Consider the following 21,532-nt stretch of genomic DNA (forward strand, 5'->3'; position numbering starts at 1 on the left):
TTGTGTCGATTGAAACATAGTGTTTATCAGCACATCTGTTATCTGGCCATGCTGTCCCAATAATTCGAGCGTAGGCGGTGGGGGAAGCCTCGCTACCTTCAATCGAAATATTGCCAACCTTCCAGCTACCATTACTCCATGTTGCAGACGCTCCCATAGAGAAGGCAAGGCATCATTGAGAACGCTATTAGACAACTTTTAATCATTTTACTTCCTATTCACCCTAATAAAGTAGCGGCTAAGCGAGGCAATTCTGGCTAGAGTGCATAAAGGCTTGCCTCAATCTAATTAACTATCCAGCCAAAATTCCAGCTTTCCGCATTACTTGTAACATTACAATTACCTGTGCCTTGCGCATACACCTTTTTACCCGAGACTTGGGCCGCCAGCAAAAGAGAGAGTATTGCACCGCCATCTGGCGTCTTGGTTGAAAAAGATAGCGAATCCTTGTTCCATGAAGCCACGCAACTGGCGGTTGAACCATTAGATGGAACTAAAGGCACTGTAAACTTTACAGTAGCCCAACCTCCTTCGGCTACGACTACTCGATTGATAAGCTGACCCGATTCATCATTCAACGAGTTTGTCGCCGAGATAGCGGCCAATGAATTGAAAGAGATCATAGTAAGCGCTAGGAGCAGTTTAAACTTCATACTTTCATCCATGTTAATTATGTAGAGCAAAACTTGCTCAACGACGCGACTGGCATATCTGCCATCCTCGTGCTCAATATCTAAACTCTGTTTATAAATTTAACAGTACGACCTTTGAATACCAACAGGTGCTAGATTAGATTTGCTTTCCTTAAATGAGACAAAAATGAAAATTAGCACCTCATAGCCATGCAGCTTGATGGGTAGTTGCAGCGTGAGAGGATTGGCTGCGCGGGGCAGCCGGGATGCTATGGGTTATTGACCGGAGAAGGGCTCATATGTGTTATATGAACAAAACACACCTACCCTTTATTGAATTTTCAGATAGATTGCTTGGATTTCTGTTCCCCAACCACCACCTACAGCGCAACTTCCCCACGTTTCTAACTTGACTGATTTTCCAGCAAGGGCCGCAGACAACAATGTCGAGTAGACAGCTTTTGAACCATCGTCCTTTACTTTAATTAAAAATGCATTTGAGTTACATATAGCAACCCTATCAACATCAAAATAAACATTACCATCTACTATTGGTCTTATCTGGGTCACATTCACCCAATCAGAAGTCATAGCGGCATATGCTGGGAATGACATAGAACAAGCCAGCAATGCACCAAGTAATTTGTACGATTTCAACTTCATAACCTAAAGCCCTTCTGTTTTAACAGTTAACCCTGTTCAGTTGCCCACTACATAATAACGTTGCAATAGCGGGCGCTTACCAAACTACCCAAAACTGCTTAATCCTTTGTATTCACAACACTTTGAAACGCTGCTACAGTGACAAAGCGTCCACATTTATTGCCTTTGTTAGAGTTTTAGCCGAATAACTCATGCCCAATATAAAGATGGCCTTCTTTCAACTTAAGAATGAATGCTTTTTTACTTACCAAACCGTGATCAGGGTCTTTTAAGTTAGCTTTAAAAATATAAAGCGAGCAATCATCGTCCCCATTTTGTAATATTTCAATATCACTAAGGCATTCCCATATATGTTCTGGACTACTACTGGATGAGCATGGCTGATAGAACGGCGATGAGTTGGACCAGTATTTTTTGTGTATTTCAGCCTTCTTCTCAAGGTGAGGCTCTAGTTCATCGCGATTATAGTCAGATGATGACATTATCTCTGCTTCAAGCCTTTCAACCTCAAGCATATCCTGAAAATAGCTATGTACGACACCACATACAGCACGTTCTATTTGGTCATATATTTCAGGGAGATTCTCAAGTCTCCTAATCATATTCAATGCATCGTTTATATCCATACTGACCTCTAACGTCGCAATAACAGGCGCTTGCCAAATAGCCCGAACCTGCTTAACCCTTTGTATTCACGATGCTTTGCAATGTTGCCGCATTGACAAAGTGTCTCGTTCATGGCTTTTTTCGGTAAACAACTAGCTTTCCATCTCAATACTCTCAACTTTGCCTTCTTCGTTGAATGTTACGCTGACAACATAATCAGTAACTTCTCCAGGGAGAGTAAAGTCATATACTTCTTCACCTTCCCATTTACTGCGCAGTACAAGTAGGCCAATTACTTGCTCACTCGATGGCGATTCGGTTCCCAGTAGCTCTACCCAATAACTTGTCGGCAACTCTTCCAAATGGTGAGATACAAACAAATCAACACCATCTTCTCCTATTTCAGTACCGGAAGAGTCTTTGATTGCTTGTAATGCCGATGCTTCGTATTTCATGGTTCACCTAACTCCTGCCATAAACGGCGAGCGTGTTTTGCGGGTACAGCCCCATAGGGCCCAATGAATGCTTCATGACATATGCTTGAGTGTGTGAGCAATTCGCAGGATTAACCCTATCAGCCCCAAGAGGGATGAAAGCGATAGAGCCGTCTTGATATCCTGCAAAAACGTAGTCAACTTTAGCGCTCGTAAAAATTGGAGCAGCAGTGACGACTTGAGGTAGAACGTACTTTTTAGGGCAGTCACCCGAAGAAAAGAACAAATCTGTCAGTTTCATCTCGATGAGTAACAATCTATATATTTCTAATCCCGAAAAGACAGCACAGAGATACTGATGTAGATTCGTGGAACCTAAAGGATTAAATGATAGGCATGACCATCGACCGCTCTTCGTTGATTAATGTGTCAGCAACGCCTTATTATCATTGCGTATCTCGTTGCGTTCGACGCTCATTTCTTTGCGGGTATGACAAACATTTTCAAAAAGTGTTTTATTTAAATGGTGGAAATTAATCGATTAGCCTATTCATATCTTATTACTATAGATTTGGAACCTAACGGTAAGACCTGCTCTGTCTCCAGTTCAAGAGAAATGAAGTTAAGTTACTATAATCAGGATAACCTTAGGATGCCTGCCCGCTAGCTATTCACTACTGGTTGGTTTAAATTAATATCATCTAAGATTTCCTGAAGCTTTTTAGTGTCAATTAATGCTCCAAAATGAAACCTCTTACCGCCATGATTTTTCAAATGTTCCGGACTGCTAAAAATATAGATTAGATGATATTCTTCGGTCAGGATATCATCGAGATTGTCGGCATCACTATAGTTGCTAATTTCTATGAATGGGCATGAGTCTTCATCAAATTGTACTAATACTCTTTGATTGGTTATGTAGTCTATCATCTTCCTAATCACTAAGAGCGTATATCAATGCAGTCTGATATATGAGGCGTTTCCGCAATTACTACCAGAGTAATCATAAATATCCACTTTGTGATTAGTAGACAGGGCAGATAGCGCTGCGGAGTATGCTCGAGCGTGAATTTCGTTGGAGCTCACTGCCCTTCGAGGGAAGGTAACTGCTCTATCCGTACAGGGCCCACTTCCTCCTTCAACCCAAACGGTAAAGTTTTCTCCATTACTATTAGTATTTGCAATAGAGGTTATTATTGCATCTTTCACGATGTATTCGGCATGAGATACTGTAGCGAATAGTACTAAACTTAAAGAGATAATCCTAGTCATGGATAAATCCTTTTTAAATATGTATGGTTCATGGAATTTCAGTGATGGTTTATTACTCTATCACGTAACTGAGAATTTAAGTTTCGTTAGCCTTATTCGATTGGATTTACTTGCTTAATTGAATATGGTGCATCACAGGGAAACCTGCATCATCACATCCACCGACATAATAGTTAACCTTTGTGTCGGTTGTAAAAGCAGTAAGAAGTAAAGAGTAAATTTCTGAAGATAGTTTATTGTCTTTTCTTAATGCTATTAACCAACCATGTGTACAATTAGATGGATTTATCATTTTTTCGAAAGAGTAGTAAACGGTTCCTACTCCATTATTATGGGAATGGGGGTAGATCGTTTTTAAGTTAGTGCCACCACTCCATTCTTGAGAATAAGATGCTGCCGAAGTTAGTGGTAATAAGATAAGTAAGTGTCGTAATATAGTGACTTTTTTTAATTTTAGTTTCATAACTACTCCATGTTAATGAACGTTGAATTATTAGTGATAAATTTTACCACTAACCTTTTGCTAGAAGATGTCTTATAAATCTATCTTTTCAACGATAGGTTTCTTGTAGAGGAGTTACTATTTTCCTCTTATGATGCCTGTCCTACTAACTGTACTCATAATATTAGTCGTTAAAGTATTTTTTCACTAAGTCACAGTCGCCTTTACTTAAGTTATATATTCCGCTACCAATATAGCGTAAATCACCAAAATGCCCAATGCCATCTAAAAAATTGTTTTTATGAAACATGACATCATAGCCCCGTATTCTTTTTTTAATTTTTAATGTTCTTCCATGTGTATTGAGAGTGAATACTGAACCATTTGGCTTTCTGTAAACTATTCTCTCTTTTGTTATAATGTATTTCCCATTGTTTCTTATAAATCTTGCTCTAAGATAAGGACGATTTAATATCATAGGTATTACTATTAAAGGTATTATAACGTCCATTATAGATGAACCATAACTCCAGAGATAAGATACGAAAACACTGATTGGGATTCCAATTATTGCTTCGGCCAGCTCTTTTCGATCTAAATAAAAAATACCACTTTTAAGGGGATTAACCTCTAATTCATTAGAAATCATAAATAACCTGATTGTGAAAGTCCTTAGAGTAAGTCCTAGCGGCTTTCGAAACGTGTGGGCAAAATTGAAGGTATAGGAGTGTTGGGGAGTCTGTCCCGTTAACTCTTAGCTAAATGTCTACAAATCCGGTTCGATAATAACTGGATCAGTATTCGAAAAAACACTTAAACACTCTTCTTGGCCAATAATTAAATATTCTTTAAGATTATCTTCTCTGGATAAAAAACCACTTCGTGATTTTTCATGATCAAGCCAACCGCCTGACTCCACTTCGCAAAGCCAAGAACTGATTTTTTTCTTCTTATCCCAGAACTCGTTTAAGTTGAATTCATCAAGCATCCTAAAACCTTCAACCCAGAAAAAGATAATATAAACTGGCTTCATTTCAGAAGCGGTATCAAGTGAGATATCCACCCTAGCTTCAAGTTTACATCCGTCCCAAGTTACGCTAGATAAGCTTGGAACGCTCAAAGGGTCAGGTACATTTCTTGGGCTAAGTTTTATCGAATTAGACATAAGATTTGTTTACAACCTAAGCTACCGGTTTTTCCAGACTTGCTTTCGAATTTGCCCAAAGGCCAACGTTTGTAGCCAAATCGAGCAGGGCAGGTTAGTGGGCAGCCCTGTGGTCAGGTACGGAACTCATTAGAGGCCGAGGCGAGAAAATCGCCTCATTCTACTCAAAGAAGCGAGCCTGGATATATGTCAGTACTGACCTTCCCTTAAGGGGAATGAAAACCAGAGCATCAACGCTGAACACAGGGGTAAAAAGAACGTGAATATCGTCTCGCTATACGAAACGACAAGAGCCGTTTGGCTTGACGTTGAGAGAGCGTCCATATATATCCCGCTAATATCGTTCTAACATGGAACTGCTGATTATCTGACTGATATTCTTTGTAATACAGGAAACGTTCCCGGATTATCTGTTTGCGGCAGAGCATGACATTCGCTGTCCAGAATGGAGAAAGCCACTTTCTTATCACCCATTTTTGCCGCCAGCATGATGCTTAAAGCCCCATCTGTGCCTAATGAATGTTTCATGACATATGCTTGAGTGTGTGAGCAATTGGCAGGATTAACCCTCTCAGTACCAATAGGTATGAAAGCAATAGAGCCGTCTGGATATCCTGCAAAAACGTAGTCAACTTTAGCGCTTGTAAAAATTGGAGCTGCAAAGACAAATTGAGATAGAAACACTAGTAAAATTGTTGCTTTAGCCATATTTTCACCTAGTCGTTTTGAATGGAATTTTATTTTATGATTTCGTACTTTTTAGGACAGTCACCCGAAGAAAAGGACAAATCTGTCAGTTTCACCTCGATGAGTAAGAGTCCATATATATCTAATCCCGAAAAGACAGCACAAAGATATCGATGTAGCTTCACGAAACCTAAAGCATTAAATGATAGCCATGACCATCGCCCGCTCTTCGCTGATCAATGTATCAGCAACGCCTTATTATCATTGCGTATCTCGTTGCGTTCGACGCTCTTTTCTTTGCGGTTATGACAAACATGCAGACAAGAACTTTGAACACAGACGCGAATGGATAGAGAAACGTCTGCTTTTACTCGCGCAAACGTTCTGTATTGATGTTTGCGCCTACGCCATTATGAGCAATCACTATCACGTTGTTTTGCACATTAACGTTAAAGACGCCGAATCATTGTCCCTAGAACAGGTCGCTGAACGCTGGCTCTCATTGCACTCCGGTCCCGTTTTGGTCAACCGCTTTATCCGAGGTGACAAACTGTCCGGATCTGAACGCCAACGCAGCGAAGAAATTATCGAACTCTGGCGAGCGCGATTGACCAGCATCAGTTGGTTTATGCGCTTGCTCAATCAATACATTGCTTCAGAGGCCAACCGAGAAGACCAATGTACCGGTCATTTCTGGGAAGGACGCTTTAAAAGCCAGGCTCTGCTTGATGAAAAGGCACTCGCAGCTGTAATGACCTATGTGGATTTAAACCCCGTTCGTGCTGCCATTGCTGATACGCCAGAGAAGTCTGCATTTACCTCTGTGAAAGCACGGATTGATGCCCTAAGAAAAGAACAACACACAGCGCCTTATCTTTTCCCTTTTGTCGGTAACCCTCGTGAGCCTATGCCTGATGGTATTCCATTTCGATTAATGGATTACCTAGAGCTTGTCGACTGGACGGGCAGACAAATCCGCCATGATAAACGCGGTCACATCGACACCACCTTGCCCCCCATTCTTTCCAGGCTTGGTTTTAACTCTGCCGAATGGTTGAGCGCTTGCACTCGAATCGAGCAGGGTAGGTTAGTCGGTAGCAGCCGAGCGATTAAAGCAGCACTACCTCATCTAAACCGAAAGCGGTCATCAGGGTTTAGACTGCCTGACGGCTAAAACTTTTCTTCTCAACCCAAACACTACCAACCAGCAGGCTATTGCCTGTTTTTGTGCTGTTTGAAATTTGCAAATTTGGCTTGGATTGACGCGGAATCTCGTCTGTAGCCACTTCTGAGCGTCTTTCTGATAAATTCAACATTATATCAATGAGTTGTTGATATAAGAGTGATTAGACTTTCCTTATGGTGTCTGTCCCAGTTAGTTCCCATTCTTTCCAGACTCGGCTTTGAATCGGCCGAATGGATGAGTGCTTGCACTCAAATCGAGCAGGGTAGGTTAGTCGGCAGTTGCCGAGCGATTAGGGCAGCACTACCTCACCTAAACCGAAAGCGGTCATCAGGGTTTAGACTGCCTGACGGCTAAAACTTTTCTTCTCAACCCAAACACTACCAACCAACAGGCTATTGCCTGTTTTTGTGCTGTTTGAAATTTGAAAATTTGGCTTGGATTGACGCGGAATCTCGTCTGTAGCCACTTCTGAGCATCTTTCTGATAAATTCAACATTATATCAATGATTTATCGATATAAGAGTGATTAGATTTTCCTTATGGTGTCTGTCCCAGTAGTTATGCCGGTCATTTCTGGGAAGGACGCTTTAAAAGCCAGGCTCTGCTTGATGAAAAAGCACTCGCTGCTGCAATGGCCTACGTGGATCTAAACCCCATTCGCGCTGCCATTGCCGATACGCCAGAGAAGTCTGCATTTACCTCTGTGAAAGCATGGATTGAAGCCCTAAGAAAAGAGCAACACACTGCGCCTTATCTCTTCCCTTTTGTCGGTAACCCTCGTGAGCCTATGCCTGATGGTATTCCATTTCGATTAATGGATTACCTAGAACTTGTCGACTGGACGGGCAGACAAATCCGCGATGATAAACGCGGTCACATCAACACTACCTTGCCACCCATTCTTTCCAGACTCGGCTTTGAATCGGCCGAATGGATGAGTGCTTGCACTCAAATCGAGCAGGGTAGGTTAGTCGGCAGTTGCCGAGCGATTAGGGCAGCACTACCTCACCTAAACCGAAAGCGGTCATCAGGGTTTAGACTGCCTGACGGCTAAAACTTTTCTTCTCAACCCAAACACTACCAACCAACAGGCTATTGCCTGTTTTTGTGCTGTTTGAAATTTGAAAATTTGGCTTGGATTGACGCGGAATCTCGTCTGTAGCCACTTCTGAGCATCTTTCTGATAAATTCAACATTATATCAATGATTTATCGATATAAGAGTGATTAGATTTTCCTTATGGTGTCTGTCCCAGTAGTTACTATTAAATTTTTCTTACGGTGTCTGTCCCGCTAACTCCGTCTTTACTGAGGTTTGGAGTGCAGCCAAGTTTGAGTTGTGTTATCTAATGTAGGATAACCAGCAAAACATCCGTTTGTTCTAAATTGAATCTCTCCGCCAGTTGCGTATGCACTAAGTGCTATGCTTAACCAACGGTCTATTTGTGGGTGATTAGGTGCCACATCAATTCTAGTTCCTTCGCATCCAGGTTCATTTATAAGCCTATCTGTTTGTACGAAAAATCGTCCATCTCCATAGAGTCCAGTATAAATTACTTTTCCAGTAAGATTGTCCGATGCATGAGCGTAAAAGCTACTTAGAAATATCAGAACAGGTAGGAATATTTTCTTCATTGGCATGTTCCTCGAAATAATCTTTGTGATCCAACTGTCGTATTGAGTGATTGGGAAGATCTACAAACGGGTCATATTAGCCCCAATTTACTGCCAAATCTTTCCAGACTCGGCTTTGAATCGGCCGAATGGATGAGCGCTTGCACTCGAATCGAGCAGGGTAGGTTAGTCGGCAGTAGCCGAGCGATTAAAGCAGCACTACCTCATCTAAACCGAAAGCGGTCATCAGGGTTTAGACTACCTGACGGCTAAAACTTTTCTTCTCAACCCAAACACTACCAACCAACAGGCTATTGCCTGTTTTTGTGCTGTTTGAAATTTGAAAATTTGGCTTGGATTGACGCGGAATCTCGTCTGTAGCCACTTCTGAGCATCTTTCTGATAAATTCAACATTATATCAATGATTTATCGATATAAGAGTGATTAGATTTTCCTTATGGTGTCTGTCCCAGTAGTTAATATCAATGAGTTGTTGATATAAGAGTGATTAGACCTTTCTTACGGTGTCTGTCCCAGTAGTTCTTTCTGCCTCACCTAAACCGAAAGCGGCTATCAGGGTTTAGACTGCCTGACGGCTAACTTTCTTCCTCAACTCAAACACTACCAATCAACATGCTATTGCCTGTTTTTGTGCTGTTTGAAATTTGCAGATTTGGCTTGAATTGACGCGGAATCTCGTCTGAAACCGCTTCTGAGCGTCTTTCTGATAAATTCAACCTTATATCAATGATTTATTGATATAAGAGTGATTGGATTTTTCTTACGGTGTCTGTCCTGTTACGGCTCTGTTACGGCTCTGATAACTTACTCTCTCGCTAAATCTTCAATTTCATCAGGGAATCTCTCTTGAGCTAACTTAGAGTATTGGTGGTATCTATCTGAAAACTTGCCACCTAGTGATGCCATATCTTTTAAGCCTAATATCCCCTCCTGAACCATGTGAAGATCACCATAGGTAATTAGCAGAATATTCTTATTTAGTTTCGACTCATTGCTTCCTAGATTTTCTGACTTCTCGAAAAGTTCATAGGTTTCGTCTAGCAACTGCAAGTTATTGCTAAATTTGAACTCTTGAAAAGTGATTTTTGCAAGAAGCTCGAGGGCATCTGCATCTTGATACAACCACGTTTGAGATTTCAGAAGGTTTTTAGCTCCTAAAGGATCTTTTCTATAGAAGCTATCTGATATCATCAGCCAGCCTTTGAGTATTATGGCATCCCGATCCCCTAGACTAACTAAACGATCAAGAGTTTCTTTTGAAAGAGCTTCATACTTTTCAAGACGTTCTTTATTATTTAAGTATAAGAAAACTGAAGAAAGTTTATCTTGTTGATTTTCTCTGGAGTTCAGGTCATTGAAGCAACGATCTATATCATATTTGCAGTTTTTTTCTATGGCTTTATCACTACCTTTGGATGGGAAGATAACAAACATCAATAATATGAAAAATATTCCACTAAACTTCATGTTTACCTCTTGATTTCAAAGTGGTTTAGGTGTCTCTCTACATCGCCAAGGAAATTTTCAACGCTATTTGTAAATTCTTTTGCATTGTCGATGAAGTTTCCACCATCTACTTTTATTGTTCCCTCAACCGTTGCTTGTCCTAAAGATCCCGATCCTTTCACACTTAGCTGACCCTCGGTATTTATGGCCGCACCTGCCGCCACATTTGCACCCTTGGGCCCTATTTTCTTCTCTATTGCGACTTCGCCTTCAAACTCGCCTGTTGTATGATTGTAACTGCCACTTGCTTTAATTTCCGCTACTTTTGTATCAACTTTAAAGTCTCCCGCGGTGACATTTACTGCAGTACTTACACTGTTGAAATCGGTTTTTGTTTCGAAATTACCTTTTCCGTATGAAGCTCCAAATTCGCCAGTTATAACGTCCTTAAACTCTAAGTCTGGCTGCAGATTGCTGATCTCACCTAACTGCGAAAATCCTGAATATGCGTATAGATCTTCGTTTTCTTGACTGTCACTTGAACCGTCACCTGACCCATCTTCTAAAGAAGAAGTAGATGAGTCGCCCGTATCATCATTTTTGCTGTCACGTTGACCATCTCTTTTTGTACCTCCATTTGAATGGTTTTTTTCATATTCATTCAAGGATTTATCTAGGTTATCTGATCTATCTTTAGCCCTTTCTGAGTATGCGACAAACCCAGTCGGATCTACATACTTCAACGGATTGTTCCAAACATACGCATAACGGTTAAAGCTATTCGTCACAAACGGCGCTTGAACAATCGGGTCTGCACTAATAAACCGCCCCAACTCCTCATCATAAACCCGTCCATTCATATGGGTCAGACCGACTTCCTCGATCTGCTCATGGCCGGTATAGCCTCGGTTGGTGCTGACCGCTGTCTCGACGAGCGTTGGGCTCTTGTTCGCGTTCCAGATGATTTCCCGCTGCTTACCCCATACGCTGTAGCTGCGGCGCTCAACCACCAGACGGTCTCTCGCAAACCGCTCTTCAATACCATTGGCACTAATCACACCATAGCCATCAGTGATCATGTCCACCGACTCAAGTGCATCGTAGTGGAGGTATTGGGTTTTCTTATTGAGTAGTTTCTGGGCGCTGTCACGCTCATGCACAACCAGTGAAATTAACTTCCCATCCGCATACACAAAGTGTTTATGCTCAACGTTACCTGTCGTTGTGTCTTTAACCCGCTCATACACCTTATCGAAGTAGAAGGTTTCCACGCCATCGCTGTTGGTTTTCAGGTAGCGGCTGTGGTTAGCGTCATACTTAAATTCAACCGTTTTACCGTTGCGGGTGATTTTGGTGGGTTTGTTGAATTCGTTCCATTCCAGTTCACGTTCCAATGCATTGTCAGTGCCTGCCACCGCTTTGGCGCTGACCATGTTACCGACTTCGTCATACTGGTAAGTCAGGCCATTAGCTTGTGTGACCGCATGTGGGCCAGCCTGCACACCGCTATAGGTGTAGTCGCCGATTTCAGAGCGTTGCTTGATGTTGCCCAACTTGTCATATTGCACGGTATGGAGCCCGGCAAAGTCAGGGGTCGCGCCCAAATAATCGTCTAACGAATCAAGGGTGACGTGGTTTCTGGTGACGCGATCCAGCCCGTCATATTCGAAGGTGTCTTGGATACCCAGAATGCGGTCATATCGCATTTTCACATTGTCGTGATTGTCGTAGGTGTATTCGATATGACGCAGCAATTGTGCCGACGATTTCTTAATCCGCTGGTCAAACAGACCGGACGCGATATGGGTGGTGATATGGTCAGGGCGACCCGTTCTCGCATTGTGTTTATAGGTGTTGACCAAACCATTACCCAGCATTTCAGAGAGGGTGTGGTTCCACGCATCGGTTTCACGACGCTGCCAGTAGTAGATATAGGCGTCTGCACCTTCTTCCATTTTTGATTGTGTCAGAATGGTATCCAGTTGTTCTGCCTGACTGTCTTCTTTGTACTGTTGGTCATCTAAATTATTGGTACATTTCTGGCGCTGTGCGGTCGTTAAATCACCTCCTAACTGATTCGCCATTTCACAGTAGATACCGGAAAACTCAGCCACATCTTCAGAGAGCGAAATCAACGCCGTCGCCAGCTCGGTATAAAACTTGTAGCGATTTCCGGCAATCACGCCTGCTTGCTCTAAATCTTCTGCCGAGAACAGTAACTCTTCCTGTGTTTCAGAATCAGCTTGTGCGACATAAATATCCTTGGTGGACATCAGGTCTGGTTGGCCGTTCTTGTCATAGTCGGTGAGGATAAAGTCATGAGCCGCAGTCAGTGCGGCGCTGTTAAATTCTGCCTCAGAGACTTTGTGCACAGTGGTGGTGTAGTTACGCTTGCCTGCTGTACTGCTTTCAAGGGTGGATTCGATGCGGTAAATGTCGCCATCCAGCGTCACATCAATCGGGGTGACGACATCATCATGCAGCATGACCCAGGTGCCGGGACGGAGGTAACACACCTTGTTAGCGTTGCACCATTGTTTAAAGCGGTAACCACCTGCGAGCATCGCGGCTGAGGAGCTATCCAACGTGTGGACATTGACGGTTTTTTGGTTGTATTCAGCCGCTTTTCCTTTAAAGAAGCTTTCCTGTGCTGCGTATTTTTCAGCCCGCTCTAGGTAGGTATTGGCAAGTGCAATGGCTTGGTCGAGCAATTGTTTAATTTCAGCGCGGAAGCTCGCACTGGTGAACACTTCATCGGCGTAGTTTTTCGGGCTACGCACGGCAGACATATAACCGTTGGAGTTGTAGATGTATTGCAACACCAGTCTGTCTTCCGGTTTGTCTCCCCGGTTGAGTGCGTTAGGGCGGGATAAGGGAGAGGTATCTATCCCGTTTGGTCGCACTTCCTGATTAACACGCTCATAGTCGTCATAGAAATAGTGTGAGCTGAATTTCTCGCCAAGGGTCTTTTTCGCAACTTCTGACAGCAGGCCATTGTTGTTGTAGTAGTAGTCGGTGGTCAGTCCGTTACCACCCACGGTGGTCAGGGTGCCGGGTTTTCCATTGCCGTCGTATTCCCACGACATGAGATTGACCTGATTGTTTTTGTCACTGCGCTCTGAGGTTTTACGACCCAGCGCATCATAGCTAAGGGTGGTTTTTACCCCGTTCGCATCCGTTTTTTCACTGAGTTCGCCCAGCGCATTATAGGTGTAGCCCCACACGCCCATATCCGGGTCGTCAAGGCTTTTACGGTGACCGAGTGAGTCATAGCCAATCGTGGTCACGTTGCCGGATGAATCTGTGGTGTCTTTGAGCTTGCCATCCGGGTAGTAGGTGTAGGTCTGGTAAGCGCCGTCTGGCTCGTCTTTACGCAGAATATGCCCCAGCACGTTTTGGGTGGTGCTGTGTTGGTAAGTGCGGGCATCTGTCAGCTCAGTCACAAAGCCTGTGTATTGGGTTTTGAACACGGCACGCTGACCGGCGGTGGCGGCTGGCTCGTCCTTTTCAATTTCACGGTGCAATTCATCGTATTTGAAGTTCACGATGGAAACGGCATTGTCTGTCAGGAAGCGCGGACGGGTGGCTGAGACTTTGCGGCCGCTTTTATCCCAAGTGTTGTCCTGCACAATCCATTCACCATTGAAGCCCTGATGGAGTGAGCGGATTTCACGGCCTGCATAGTCAAAATGCGTGATGGATTTACCACGGTCAGGCGCACTGGTTTCCACACAAGAGACGGTTTGTGCTGTGGCAGCGGTACAGGCATCCCCCAGTTTATAAACGTGCTTGATGACGTTGCTGGTGCCCGGACGGGTTTCGGATTTCAAGCGTTGGAAGGCGTCATAGGCGTAGCCCATGGTACGTCCCGCCAGTGGGCTCACCGATTGTTTCATCAAACCATTCGGGTAATAGGCGAGGGACGTTGTATGACCCTTGGCATTGCTTTGTGAGGTGGGGAACAACCCATTGGCGTCATAGGCCGTGGTCGACATGCGAGGATGGGTAATGCCTGTGCCTGTCACCTTGGTTTCGGTGACATTGCCGTAATCATCATATTTAAAACTGTTGGTAAGGGACTTGGCGGAAGAAATCGCATCGGACGTCCCGTACTCTGAGGCACGGGTGGTGTTGCTCATCAGCAATTTGTCATCGTTGTATTCAAAGCTGTTTTCAACGGCGCGTTTGTCGTTGGTTGTTTTGTCTTCAATCACCGTGGTGGAGACGTTGAGTGCGCCAATCTTCCAATAGTTTTCCGCTGTCTCTGACACCAACTCTGTGCGGCTGGAGGTGGTGGTACCAAACTCAGATTTCCCGTCACCATCGATGTCACTGTACACATAGCTACCGCACGAGGTAGGGGAAGCCGCATTAAATTGCGCGGCAGTAATGCCGACCAGATTTCCGGTTACCGTGGTCAGGCCATCTAAATCTGTCGATGAACCGGAGGCATCGTAACGGTAGTAGCTGTTGTAACGCTGAAGGACGATAGGGGTATCGACCTCCCCGTGAATAATGACGATGTGGTCATTGGGTTTGAAGTAGAGCTTGCCATCTGTCCCACAGTAGCGGCCAAGGCCCGCTTTAAAGGTGGAAAGCGTCGCTTCGAAGTTCTCGATATTCTGGACGGAAGAAATGTCGTAAATCTGGTGATTACTGTTCACCCCGGTAGAGAGATACTGGTTCGCGGTGGAGGTGTAGAAATGCCCACCGCCATCAATCCCACTGGTGATGGTATTGGTTTCATTCAGCACATTGCCGAAATGGTCGAGTGTACGGGTCGTGACTTCTTTTCTTTTTACCACCGGATTGTCGGCTGGACTGGCGAGGTCAAAGGCCTGTGTGGTAATCGTGTTGGCATAGATTTGGTAATACTTGGCACCATAGCCTTGTTTAGTCACCAGTTGGTAGTCGAAACTCTGTTCGCTAACTTTTTTGTCATTGCGGGTTTCAATAATAGAGAGTGGCTTACCCGCTTTAATGCCGTCATTCACCTCATACGTCGTCGTTGTCACGGTTTTAATTGCTGCGTTTTCGGTGCGGGTGATTTTGTTAAAACCTAAGAACCCATAACCTTTGTAGTGCGAGCGGGCACCTTCGTAGACATAGCTGTAAGTGGTGGGTGAATAGCCCTCGGGTGACTTGCTGTACCCTGACACCAAGAAGCGACGAGGTGTTGTGTTGAGGTAGGGGTATTGGTAGTAGCGAACCTGTTTGTGTACAGAGATGTCTGCGGCGAATTTGTAGGAGATATTGTAGTCAACGCCAGCTTCTTGGATTTTGAAGATTTTGTCTTGAATGCCGCCATCAGATAAGTGCTCAATTGCGTATGGTGTGGTATCTCTTGGCTCAGAAGTAGTGTCGCTGCCTCCTTCTCCATGAGAGCCAAAAATCTCAAACGATGGTAGGTTAACGTCATCAGAATTAGCAAATGAATATGTAGTTACAATATCAGGCCAACCATCGCCATTTATATCTGGATAGCTGATATAACTCGATGATGATAGCAGTGCACTCAAAGAATGGTTAATGGTTGTTTCAGCTGTTTTATTAGCATTAATTAAGCCAAATTCATTTATATAAAACTTACCCTCTCTGAAGTACTCTGGATAACCGTCACCATTTATGTCAATAAAGTCCAACTTACCTGATTTACTTTCTTTTACTCCAATGGTAAATGTTTGTGATAAATTGAATTCTCGTGAGGTGTTTACATATATTCTTGTTTGGTTATTTGAAGGGTTATAGCTTACTACATCAGGTAAAGAGTCATTATTAATATCAATGAATGAGAGCTGAGTATTGATGTATATGCCAGAAGGTGAGGCAACTTCCACTTCTCTTTCTGTGCTCTCTCCGGTGATTTTGTAGCGGAGTTTTCCCAAACTGACGCCATAATGTAAGTCATCAATACCATCACCGTTAATATCGAGCGACTTAGCAACAACTTTCCTTAACTTTCCGCCAGTATAGAGGAGTTTATATGCGCTACTTAGTGTCTCTTTACCATCGCCATTGAAATCGCCGGCGGAATGAGTATTTTCACAGTAAGCGTTAAGGTTTCCATCTCCATTCGGGGAGTAACTCCCACCAAGACAAAGACCTTTGGGCGTCAGCACTGCCTTGTTAGCCCCCCTTCCATAGGTATCACCATCACATAAATTACCTATTTGTTTCCACTTGGTTGTAACTAATGTTGGCTCTAGAAGGGAGCCAGTTAAAGAGTATGTTTTTCCATGACCTCCAGATATCGTTGAGCCATTTGGGTGCTTAATCTTGTGAGTGACATAGCTGTTACAATGATCAACTAATGTTCTGGAGACGATACCGTAGCTGGAAGGTCTACCGTCTCTTTTTGTATCAATGTATTTGGGCTCGATTAGGTCTGAATGTTGAACTGAATAGTTTATGGCTTTTTTTGAATACCAATCAAAAGAGATTGGGGTGGCGCACTGGGAGCCAGAACAATACTTAATATTATCTATTAAGCTTCTTTTTGTTCCAGGGGAATAAACATAGTTAATGGTATAGTTCGATATATCTTGGTTGTTGCTGTTTTTAATAGTTAGATTTGTGATTCTCTCAGATCTTTCTAACTTGCTACCATATAAATAGGATGAAGTCTTATCGTTTCTATCTCCGTACGTAAATAGAACCTTACCGCCAACATAATCTATAGACACAATCTTATGGCTGCTTCCAGATTGCTGCTCTGCATATTTGAAATCAATGTCGTTATTGCCGGTAATATCGGTAATCTTATTCAACGCCCACTTGTAGACATGAGCCTGACCGGGTAATTGTGCCTGTGAGTCTTCAGTCGCACCGTACTCGTAAACAGAGCCGTCTTTGGTCCACACTTTAAAAAATGCAGGGCCACTTCCTGCTGCGCCGTAAGAAATGACTTTTGAATAGCCATTCTCTTTCAGGCGGTACTCTGTAAGATTTCCACCATCTTTACCCGTGATGGCAATCAGGCGTTTGCCATCTAAGCAATATCTATCATTAGCATTAAACTGTACGCCTCCCCAACGTCCGTCCGTGGCTAAGTTTTTTCCACAACGTGTAATGGCGGATAAGCCACCGACTGACCAACCCATCCCCAAATAGCCATTCGGCCCATCACTGCGGTATTGAAGAGAAAGTTGAGGCTGATGACCTGCCCGGCCGGGAGAGACAGAGATAGGAAGGGAATAAGTCGCCTCACCGCCAGAAACAGAAAAGTCACCGGACAAAACGGCGGTTTCGCCACCGCTGGGTGTCAGCGCCAAGGTGGGCGTTGGCAGGCTGAATATCGTCAAGGCGGTGAAAACGCCTGTCAGCCATTTTGATGCGATTGATGTGTTCTTCGATGTACCCACTGCAGACGAACAGATATCCATATCTACTACCTGATTTTTATTTTTGAAGAGGGGAGTTGGAAATTGGAAACAGTGTTTCTTGTCCCAATGGCTATTGGGAGTTTGATATTTGCTTTAACGCGTTAAGCCTTGCTTTGAGGTTTGCCAGCTCATCAGGGACTTGTTGTGAGTCATCAATGTTGCTCTGGGCAAACGATTCCAAATCTCCCTTGAGAATGGGGAGAGAAGGGGCGTCGGCATTGACGAGTCCATACGTTAATGTTTGTTGAAGCTGAACAACCGGTGTTGGGTACTCTGCATCGTCGCTGAGCAGTTTTTTGGCAGGTGTATCCACGTCCACATCACTTTCAGGTGTGACACCTTGTGTCTCACTTTCAACTAGAAGCGATGAATGTGGTGTTGGAGCAGAAGAAATAGATACAAAGCCAATAACGCTGACAAGCAGAGCAACACCGGTAGCCGCATAGATGTGTGTTTTATTCATTGGCTACCTAATGAGTATGTCGGGTGAGGGCTCAATGTTAAATGTTAATAGCGTAAAAAATAAAAACGCTACCGCCCTTCGTAGTTAAACGACACAGCATAATGTAAATGACTATTGTTGCTTTGGTAAGTGTGCCGTCACTAAGTATTCATATAAAAGATATTTGTCTTATTTATTAAACATTGATTATATGCAAATGATCTCTTATTCCTTCTTTCGGTGACTCAGGATCGTGATTGGGTATAGAGCGTAACTCGTTGTTGATTAATACACTGTTGAGATCTTGAGGATATTCGTATTTGCCTGCGCGACTTTGCATACACATTTTAAGGTTTGACTGAGTAAATCAGCTTGAGAACGGTTTGTACTGTCCAGTTATTTGTATCTCTGGGGGCATTCTTGTTTCAAATTAGGCGTGTATGAACATAAATAAACACATTTGGAGCATGTATTCGAGATGGGACAATACATGTAAAGAAAGTAGGGTGTTTGGTTGAATATGCCGCTCAGCCTGTTAATCATCATAGTTACCTTAAGTCGTCATTTAAGGGACATAAATGGAAAAGTCAGTTGGTGATAACAAAGATGCTGAGAATAAGGTCAACCTAGAGGAAAGAAGTGGACCCCATTGGTTGGACACGCAAGCTAATTTCTTAAGTGTTTGATCCGGCTCATGCTGCGTATCTTTGCCTACCGAAGTAGGCTTCATCAGGAGTGAGGTCATTGAGACCCTGATGGTTACGCTCTTCGTTATAGAACACCATGTAGTTGCCGATTTCAAGCTCAGCCTCTCGGGGGGTGGTATAGGCTTTTAAGTAAACCTCCTCATATCTTAAGCTACGCCATAATCGCTCGATGAACACGTTGTCGACCCAGCGTCCTTTCCCATCCATGCTTATCCGTACACCATGGTCAATGAATCGAGTTTTTGCTGGGCCCGGTCTAACGACCGAGCACTTTCGCCAAAAAATCATTTTCCATGGTCATCTGACCGATCTTGGCGTGGAGTTTGTCCACCTCTTCGGAGCTGTCCTTGCCCAACTGACTTTCAGAAGCAAAAATCATGGCCGCATTATCCAGCAGCTCTTTCTTCCATGTTGAGATTTGGTTAGCGTGCAGGTTGTACTGTTGCGTTAACTCGGCAACCGTTTTATCACCTTTAGCGGCGGCAAGCGCCACCTTCGCTTTAAATTCGGGTGAGTGGTTTCTACGTTTTCTTGTCATTATCTGCTCCAGTCTTTCTGGGGACTATCAAAACAGATCAATCACCTAAAGTCGTGTCCAAAAATTGGGGGCCACTTCTGTGTCGGCTGCGCGACACTTATTCTTGTTTTTTAGGTGTACTTTGCAGTTGCGCCCTATCTAAAAGCCACACCATTAAGTGCCACAGCAAGAAATAACAGAACAGCCCCTAAACCAATTAGTAGAAGTGAAATAAGCCATAAAGCGAAGCTGGTTAACTTAACCAGAAACGTTTTTTCCCTTTGAGAACGGGTAACTTTTCGAAACTGATAAGCAGCAGTCAACGAGCCAATACACCACAATATGACTAGCCCTATGATTTGAGAATCACTTCTTCCTCTCGAAAAAACATGGTCCACAGCTATAAACAGCATTACATGCATCAACAAAGTAGCGATTAAAGTTGCTTTGATTCTACTCATATCCCCGAAAAACCTAATGCCTATGATAACGGGCGGAGGCGCTTTAGCGCCGGAGTCCAGCCCGCGTGGGTGACATTGACCATATTATTAGGGTTGGAAGGCGCTCGGGGTCAGGTCTTTCATCTTGCTAGCAAAATGTAGAATTTGCCCCAAACGCTTCTGAACTTTGCTCTTAACCTTTTGAAATTGCTTATTCATTAAACAAGGTTATGTTGCAAATACCACCATTCAAAACCTAAAGCATTGCCATTCTGAATGGCTAAACTGGTATTTTTTCAATCCAGTCTTTTGGCATCGTGTGCTTACCTCCAGCAGGCGCATATAGGCCCCCGTTCACATCGTACAGTTCTCCGCCTTTATTGTTGTAACCTCTGCTTGAATCATCCATTTTAGATCTACATGCCAACACTAGCACATCTTCATAACCACTGAATTCTGGGCTGTTTAATATTAGGCTCATTGGGATCGCCTTCTCTAGCTCTGATCCTGTCCTGTATGGGTTATACGGCACTGTATGAGAAACTAGGGCAAAATCACAGCTTTGAGTAAAATCAGCAAGCCCACTCAACTCAGGCTGGATTGTTAGGGAAAAATCATCTTCGTGGCCCATTAAATACTGGTCGGGCATCTCACTTCCTGTTTTGAAATGACCGCTCTGAGCCGCTTTTTGAATCATACCATCAGCTATATCGTTAAAGAGTTCGCCGTTAGCATGTCTTATGTGAGTTTTCCCAGAATCGCATAGGTACATCAAACTTCTATTAGCTGTATTGTTTTTCTGAGTAAAGTGAGGGTGCTCATATCCATGTGCCATTATTACTAGTGGCCTCTTAGCTGCTTCTTCTTGGTTTGATCTAGAGTACAATGCAACACCTGCTTCACCTAGCTGAGGGTCCTTGCATGTAACGAACTTAGGATCGGGTAAAGGCTTTCCCCCCATCACAACGGGCTTTTCAATAATCATTTGTTTCCAGTTTTCAGGTAACGCCTTTAGTGTCTGATCTTTTTCAATAACCTTCGGCTGTATCTTGCTTATTTGCGCCGGCGTTTTAAATGTCAAACGCTCTGAAGCAGTGAGTGTTACGCCACCGGTTTTGGTTCCCCTCATTTTGTTCAGTAATCTATGAATATCATTTTCATTCTTAGGGTCAGGAAGTACTTTATCTTTTTTTAACTTCGCCGGAACGTCTTTTGTATTAAACTCAAATATCGCCTGTTTCAGTGATGTCTCATCGAGATCTCCTTTAATCTTGAGGCTAATGAACCCCTTAAGAGCATTTTTGGCATCTGTAATATCTATAATGTATTCTGTTGTTATAGGTTTTGTGTCTGTTTGAAGAACCGTTTCAGGTTTCTTCACTTCTGGGGAAACTGGAGATAACTCTTTATTATGGCTATTGACTTGAGCTTGAGGAAATATTGCTCCGGAATTAACTGCACTTATTGGCATAACATCTTTCCTAGATTTGTGAACGTGTAAGCTCAATATACTTAGTTTTGGGTGGGAAAATATCAAATTTTGTCGTGATTTTATAACTTTATCAATAATGTTTTCAACTCATTGATAATAAATAATTTTCAAATTATAAATCAGTATCTGTACGTTGGCCGTTAAGTTTATTTAATCTTTTATCATAAATATATTCTATTATTAATAAAGCGTTATTAAAAAATTTAACTAATACTTTTTAAAGTATAAGATTAATTTTATTTTCATTTGTCAAGATTTCGTCGAATAAAATAATAAAAGGAGAAGTGATATGAAAAATTAAATCTTGTTAGTAAGCGTTATACCCAAACGACCTGAAGATGCGCGCTTGGGTATATATGGGAGTATGTCCTTAATTATTGCTAG

The 21,532-nt window shown here is 43.1% G+C and carries 17 protein-coding genes and 3 pseudogenes; 3 read left to right on the top strand and 17 right to left on the bottom strand.

The genetic code is table 11. The features are described from left to right. Nucleotides 1-284: 284 nt before the first annotated feature. The 4 genes from VP504_RS00545 to VP504_RS00560 all read right to left on the bottom strand — a co-directional run bounded on the left by VP504_RS00545 (nucleotide 285) and on the right by VP504_RS00560 (nucleotide 2,356). On the bottom strand, nucleotides 285-653 hold the full coding sequence (locus VP504_RS00545) for a hypothetical protein (RefSeq protein ID WP_325892437.1): 369 nt from the start codon (nucleotides 651-653) through the stop codon (nucleotides 285-287). Between the two features lie 309 nt (nucleotides 654-962). Next, entirely contained in the window at nucleotides 963-1,295 is a 333-nt protein-coding gene (locus VP504_RS00550) for a hypothetical protein (RefSeq protein WP_325892438.1), read from the bottom strand. Between the two features lie 176 nt (nucleotides 1,296-1,471). Beyond that, complete coding sequence (locus tag VP504_RS00555) at nucleotides 1,472-1,921, bottom strand: hypothetical protein (protein ID WP_325892440.1); 450 nt, start codon at nucleotides 1,919-1,921, stop codon at nucleotides 1,472-1,474. A 132-nt stretch (nucleotides 1,922-2,053) separates the two neighbouring features. Further along, nucleotides 2,054-2,356: a DUF2004 domain-containing protein gene (locus VP504_RS00560; protein WP_325892441.1), complete on the bottom strand. Its 303-nt coding sequence runs from the start codon at nucleotides 2,354-2,356 to the stop codon at nucleotides 2,054-2,056. A gap of 375 nt (nucleotides 2,357-2,731) precedes the next feature. Here VP504_RS00560 and VP504_RS00565 point away from each other — a divergent pair. Then, a pseudogene (locus VP504_RS00565) lies at nucleotides 2,732-2,851 on the top strand (alpha-amylase family glycosyl hydrolase); the annotation flags it as partial. A 147-nt stretch (nucleotides 2,852-2,998) separates the two neighbouring features. Here VP504_RS00565 and VP504_RS00570 read toward each other — a convergent pair. The 6 genes from VP504_RS00570 to VP504_RS00595 all read right to left on the bottom strand — a co-directional run bounded on the left by VP504_RS00570 (nucleotide 2,999) and on the right by VP504_RS00595 (nucleotide 5,922). Further along, entirely contained in the window at nucleotides 2,999-3,265 is a 267-nt protein-coding gene (locus VP504_RS00570) for a hypothetical protein (RefSeq protein WP_325892442.1), read from the bottom strand. 24 nt (nucleotides 3,266-3,289) lie between these two features. After that, nucleotides 3,290-3,607, bottom strand: a complete 318-nt coding sequence (locus tag VP504_RS00575; RefSeq protein ID WP_325892443.1) for a DUF5992 family protein — start codon at nucleotides 3,605-3,607, stop codon at nucleotides 3,290-3,292. A gap of 106 nt (nucleotides 3,608-3,713) precedes the next feature. Continuing rightward, complete coding sequence (locus VP504_RS00580) at nucleotides 3,714-4,070, bottom strand: hypothetical protein (RefSeq protein ID WP_325892444.1); 357 nt, start codon at nucleotides 4,068-4,070, stop codon at nucleotides 3,714-3,716. A 163-nt stretch (nucleotides 4,071-4,233) separates the two neighbouring features. Next, nucleotides 4,234-4,698, bottom strand: a complete 465-nt coding sequence (locus VP504_RS00585) for a hypothetical protein (RefSeq protein WP_325892445.1) — start codon at nucleotides 4,696-4,698, stop codon at nucleotides 4,234-4,236. A gap of 117 nt (nucleotides 4,699-4,815) precedes the next feature. Beyond that, a complete protein-coding gene (locus VP504_RS00590; RefSeq protein ID WP_325892446.1) occupies nucleotides 4,816-5,214 on the bottom strand; it encodes a hypothetical protein in 399 nt (132 codons plus the stop codon). A gap of 363 nt (nucleotides 5,215-5,577) precedes the next feature. Next, nucleotides 5,578-5,922, bottom strand: a complete 345-nt coding sequence (locus VP504_RS00595) for a hypothetical protein (protein WP_325892447.1) — start codon at nucleotides 5,920-5,922, stop codon at nucleotides 5,578-5,580. Nucleotides 5,923-6,112: 190 nt separating this feature from the next. On the opposite strand from VP504_RS00595, the gene VP504_RS00600 reads away from it, so the two are divergent. Further along, a complete protein-coding gene (locus VP504_RS00600) occupies nucleotides 6,113-7,075 on the top strand; it encodes a transposase (protein WP_325894090.1) in 963 nt (320 codons plus the stop codon). A 577-nt stretch (nucleotides 7,076-7,652) separates the two neighbouring features. Then, a pseudogene (locus VP504_RS00605) lies at nucleotides 7,653-8,141 on the top strand (Mobile element protein); the annotation flags it as partial. Nucleotides 8,142-8,391: 250 nt separating this feature from the next. Here the strand turns inward: VP504_RS00605 and VP504_RS00610 are convergent. From VP504_RS00610 to VP504_RS00635, 7 genes and pseudogenes are all read right to left on the bottom strand, one after another. Next, nucleotides 8,392-8,721, bottom strand: a complete 330-nt coding sequence (locus tag VP504_RS00610; protein WP_325892449.1) for a hypothetical protein — start codon at nucleotides 8,719-8,721, stop codon at nucleotides 8,392-8,394. Nucleotides 8,722-9,526: 805 nt separating this feature from the next. Further along, on the bottom strand, nucleotides 9,527-10,189 hold the full coding sequence (locus VP504_RS00615) for a hypothetical protein (protein ID WP_325892450.1): 663 nt from the start codon (nucleotides 10,187-10,189) through the stop codon (nucleotides 9,527-9,529). 2 nt (nucleotides 10,190-10,191) lie between these two features. Further along, the gene (locus VP504_RS00620; protein WP_325892451.1) at nucleotides 10,192-17,550 is read right to left on the bottom strand and encodes an RHS repeat-associated core domain-containing protein; all 7,359 of its coding nucleotides are present in this window, start codon (nucleotides 17,548-17,550) and stop codon (nucleotides 10,192-10,194) included. 70 nt (nucleotides 17,551-17,620) lie between these two features. Beyond that, entirely contained in the window at nucleotides 17,621-18,013 is a 393-nt protein-coding gene (locus VP504_RS00625) for a hypothetical protein (protein ID WP_325892452.1), read from the bottom strand. 671 nt (nucleotides 18,014-18,684) lie between these two features. Next, nucleotides 18,685-18,921, bottom strand: a pseudogene (locus VP504_RS25545) (integrase core domain-containing protein); the annotation flags it as partial. A gap of 34 nt (nucleotides 18,922-18,955) precedes the next feature. After that, the gene (locus VP504_RS25550; RefSeq protein WP_442788887.1) at nucleotides 18,956-19,237 is read right to left on the bottom strand and encodes a transposase; all 282 of its coding nucleotides are present in this window, start codon (nucleotides 19,235-19,237) and stop codon (nucleotides 18,956-18,958) included. A 699-nt stretch (nucleotides 19,238-19,936) separates the two neighbouring features. Next, nucleotides 19,937-21,127, bottom strand: coding sequence for a hypothetical protein (locus VP504_RS00635; RefSeq protein ID WP_325892453.1), 1,191 nt, complete (start codon nucleotides 21,125-21,127; stop codon nucleotides 19,937-19,939). Nucleotides 21,128-21,532: the final 405 nt, after the last annotated feature.

Source organism: Grimontia sp. NTOU-MAR1 (genome assembly GCF_035758505.1).
GTDB classification, from domain to species: domain Bacteria; phylum Pseudomonadota; class Gammaproteobacteria; order Enterobacterales; family Vibrionaceae; genus Enterovibrio; species Enterovibrio marinus.

Coding starts and splice junctions, on each gene's coding strand:
- VP504_RS00610 (WP_325892449.1), bottom strand. CDS start 8,721: ATGAAGAAAATATTCCTACCTGTTCTGATATTTCTAAGTAGCTTTTAC.
- VP504_RS00550 (WP_325892438.1), bottom strand. CDS start 1,295: ATGAAGTTGAAATCGTACAAATTACTTGGTGCATTGCTGGCTTGTTCT.
- VP504_RS00580 (WP_325892444.1), bottom strand. CDS start 4,070: ATGAAACTAAAATTAAAAAAAGTCACTATATTACGACACTTACTTATC.
- VP504_RS00625 (WP_325892452.1), bottom strand. CDS start 18,013: ATGAATAAAACACACATCTATGCGGCTACCGGTGTTGCTCTGCTTGTC.
- VP504_RS25550 (WP_442788887.1), bottom strand. CDS start 19,237: ATGACAAGAAAACGTAGAAACCACTCACCCGAATTTAAAGCGAAGGTG.
- VP504_RS00590 (WP_325892446.1), bottom strand. CDS start 5,214: ATGTCTAATTCGATAAAACTTAGCCCAAGAAATGTACCTGACCCTTTG.
- VP504_RS00570 (WP_325892442.1), bottom strand. CDS start 3,265: ATGATAGACTACATAACCAATCAAAGAGTATTAGTACAATTTGATGAA.
- VP504_RS00595 (WP_325892447.1), bottom strand. CDS start 5,922: ATGGCTAAAGCAACAATTTTACTAGTGTTTCTATCTCAATTTGTCTTT.
- VP504_RS00555 (WP_325892440.1), bottom strand. CDS start 1,921: ATGGATATAAACGATGCATTGAATATGATTAGGAGACTTGAGAATCTC.
- VP504_RS00620 (WP_325892451.1), bottom strand. CDS start 17,550: ATGGATATCTGTTCGTCTGCAGTGGGTACATCGAAGAACACATCAATC.
- VP504_RS00585 (WP_325892445.1), bottom strand. CDS start 4,698: ATGATTTCTAATGAATTAGAGGTTAATCCCCTTAAAAGTGGTATTTTT.
- VP504_RS00635 (WP_325892453.1), bottom strand. CDS start 21,127: ATGCCAATAAGTGCAGTTAATTCCGGAGCAATATTTCCTCAAGCTCAA.
- VP504_RS00545 (WP_325892437.1), bottom strand. CDS start 653: ATGAAGTTTAAACTGCTCCTAGCGCTTACTATGATCTCTTTCAATTCA.
- VP504_RS00560 (WP_325892441.1), bottom strand. CDS start 2,356: ATGAAATACGAAGCATCGGCATTACAAGCAATCAAAGACTCTTCCGGT.
- VP504_RS00615 (WP_325892450.1), bottom strand. CDS start 10,189: ATGAAGTTTAGTGGAATATTTTTCATATTATTGATGTTTGTTATCTTC.
- VP504_RS00600 (WP_325894090.1), top strand. CDS start 6,113: ATGACCATCGCCCGCTCTTCGCTGATCAATGTATCAGCAACGCCTTAT.
- VP504_RS00575 (WP_325892443.1), bottom strand. CDS start 3,607: ATGACTAGGATTATCTCTTTAAGTTTAGTACTATTCGCTACAGTATCT.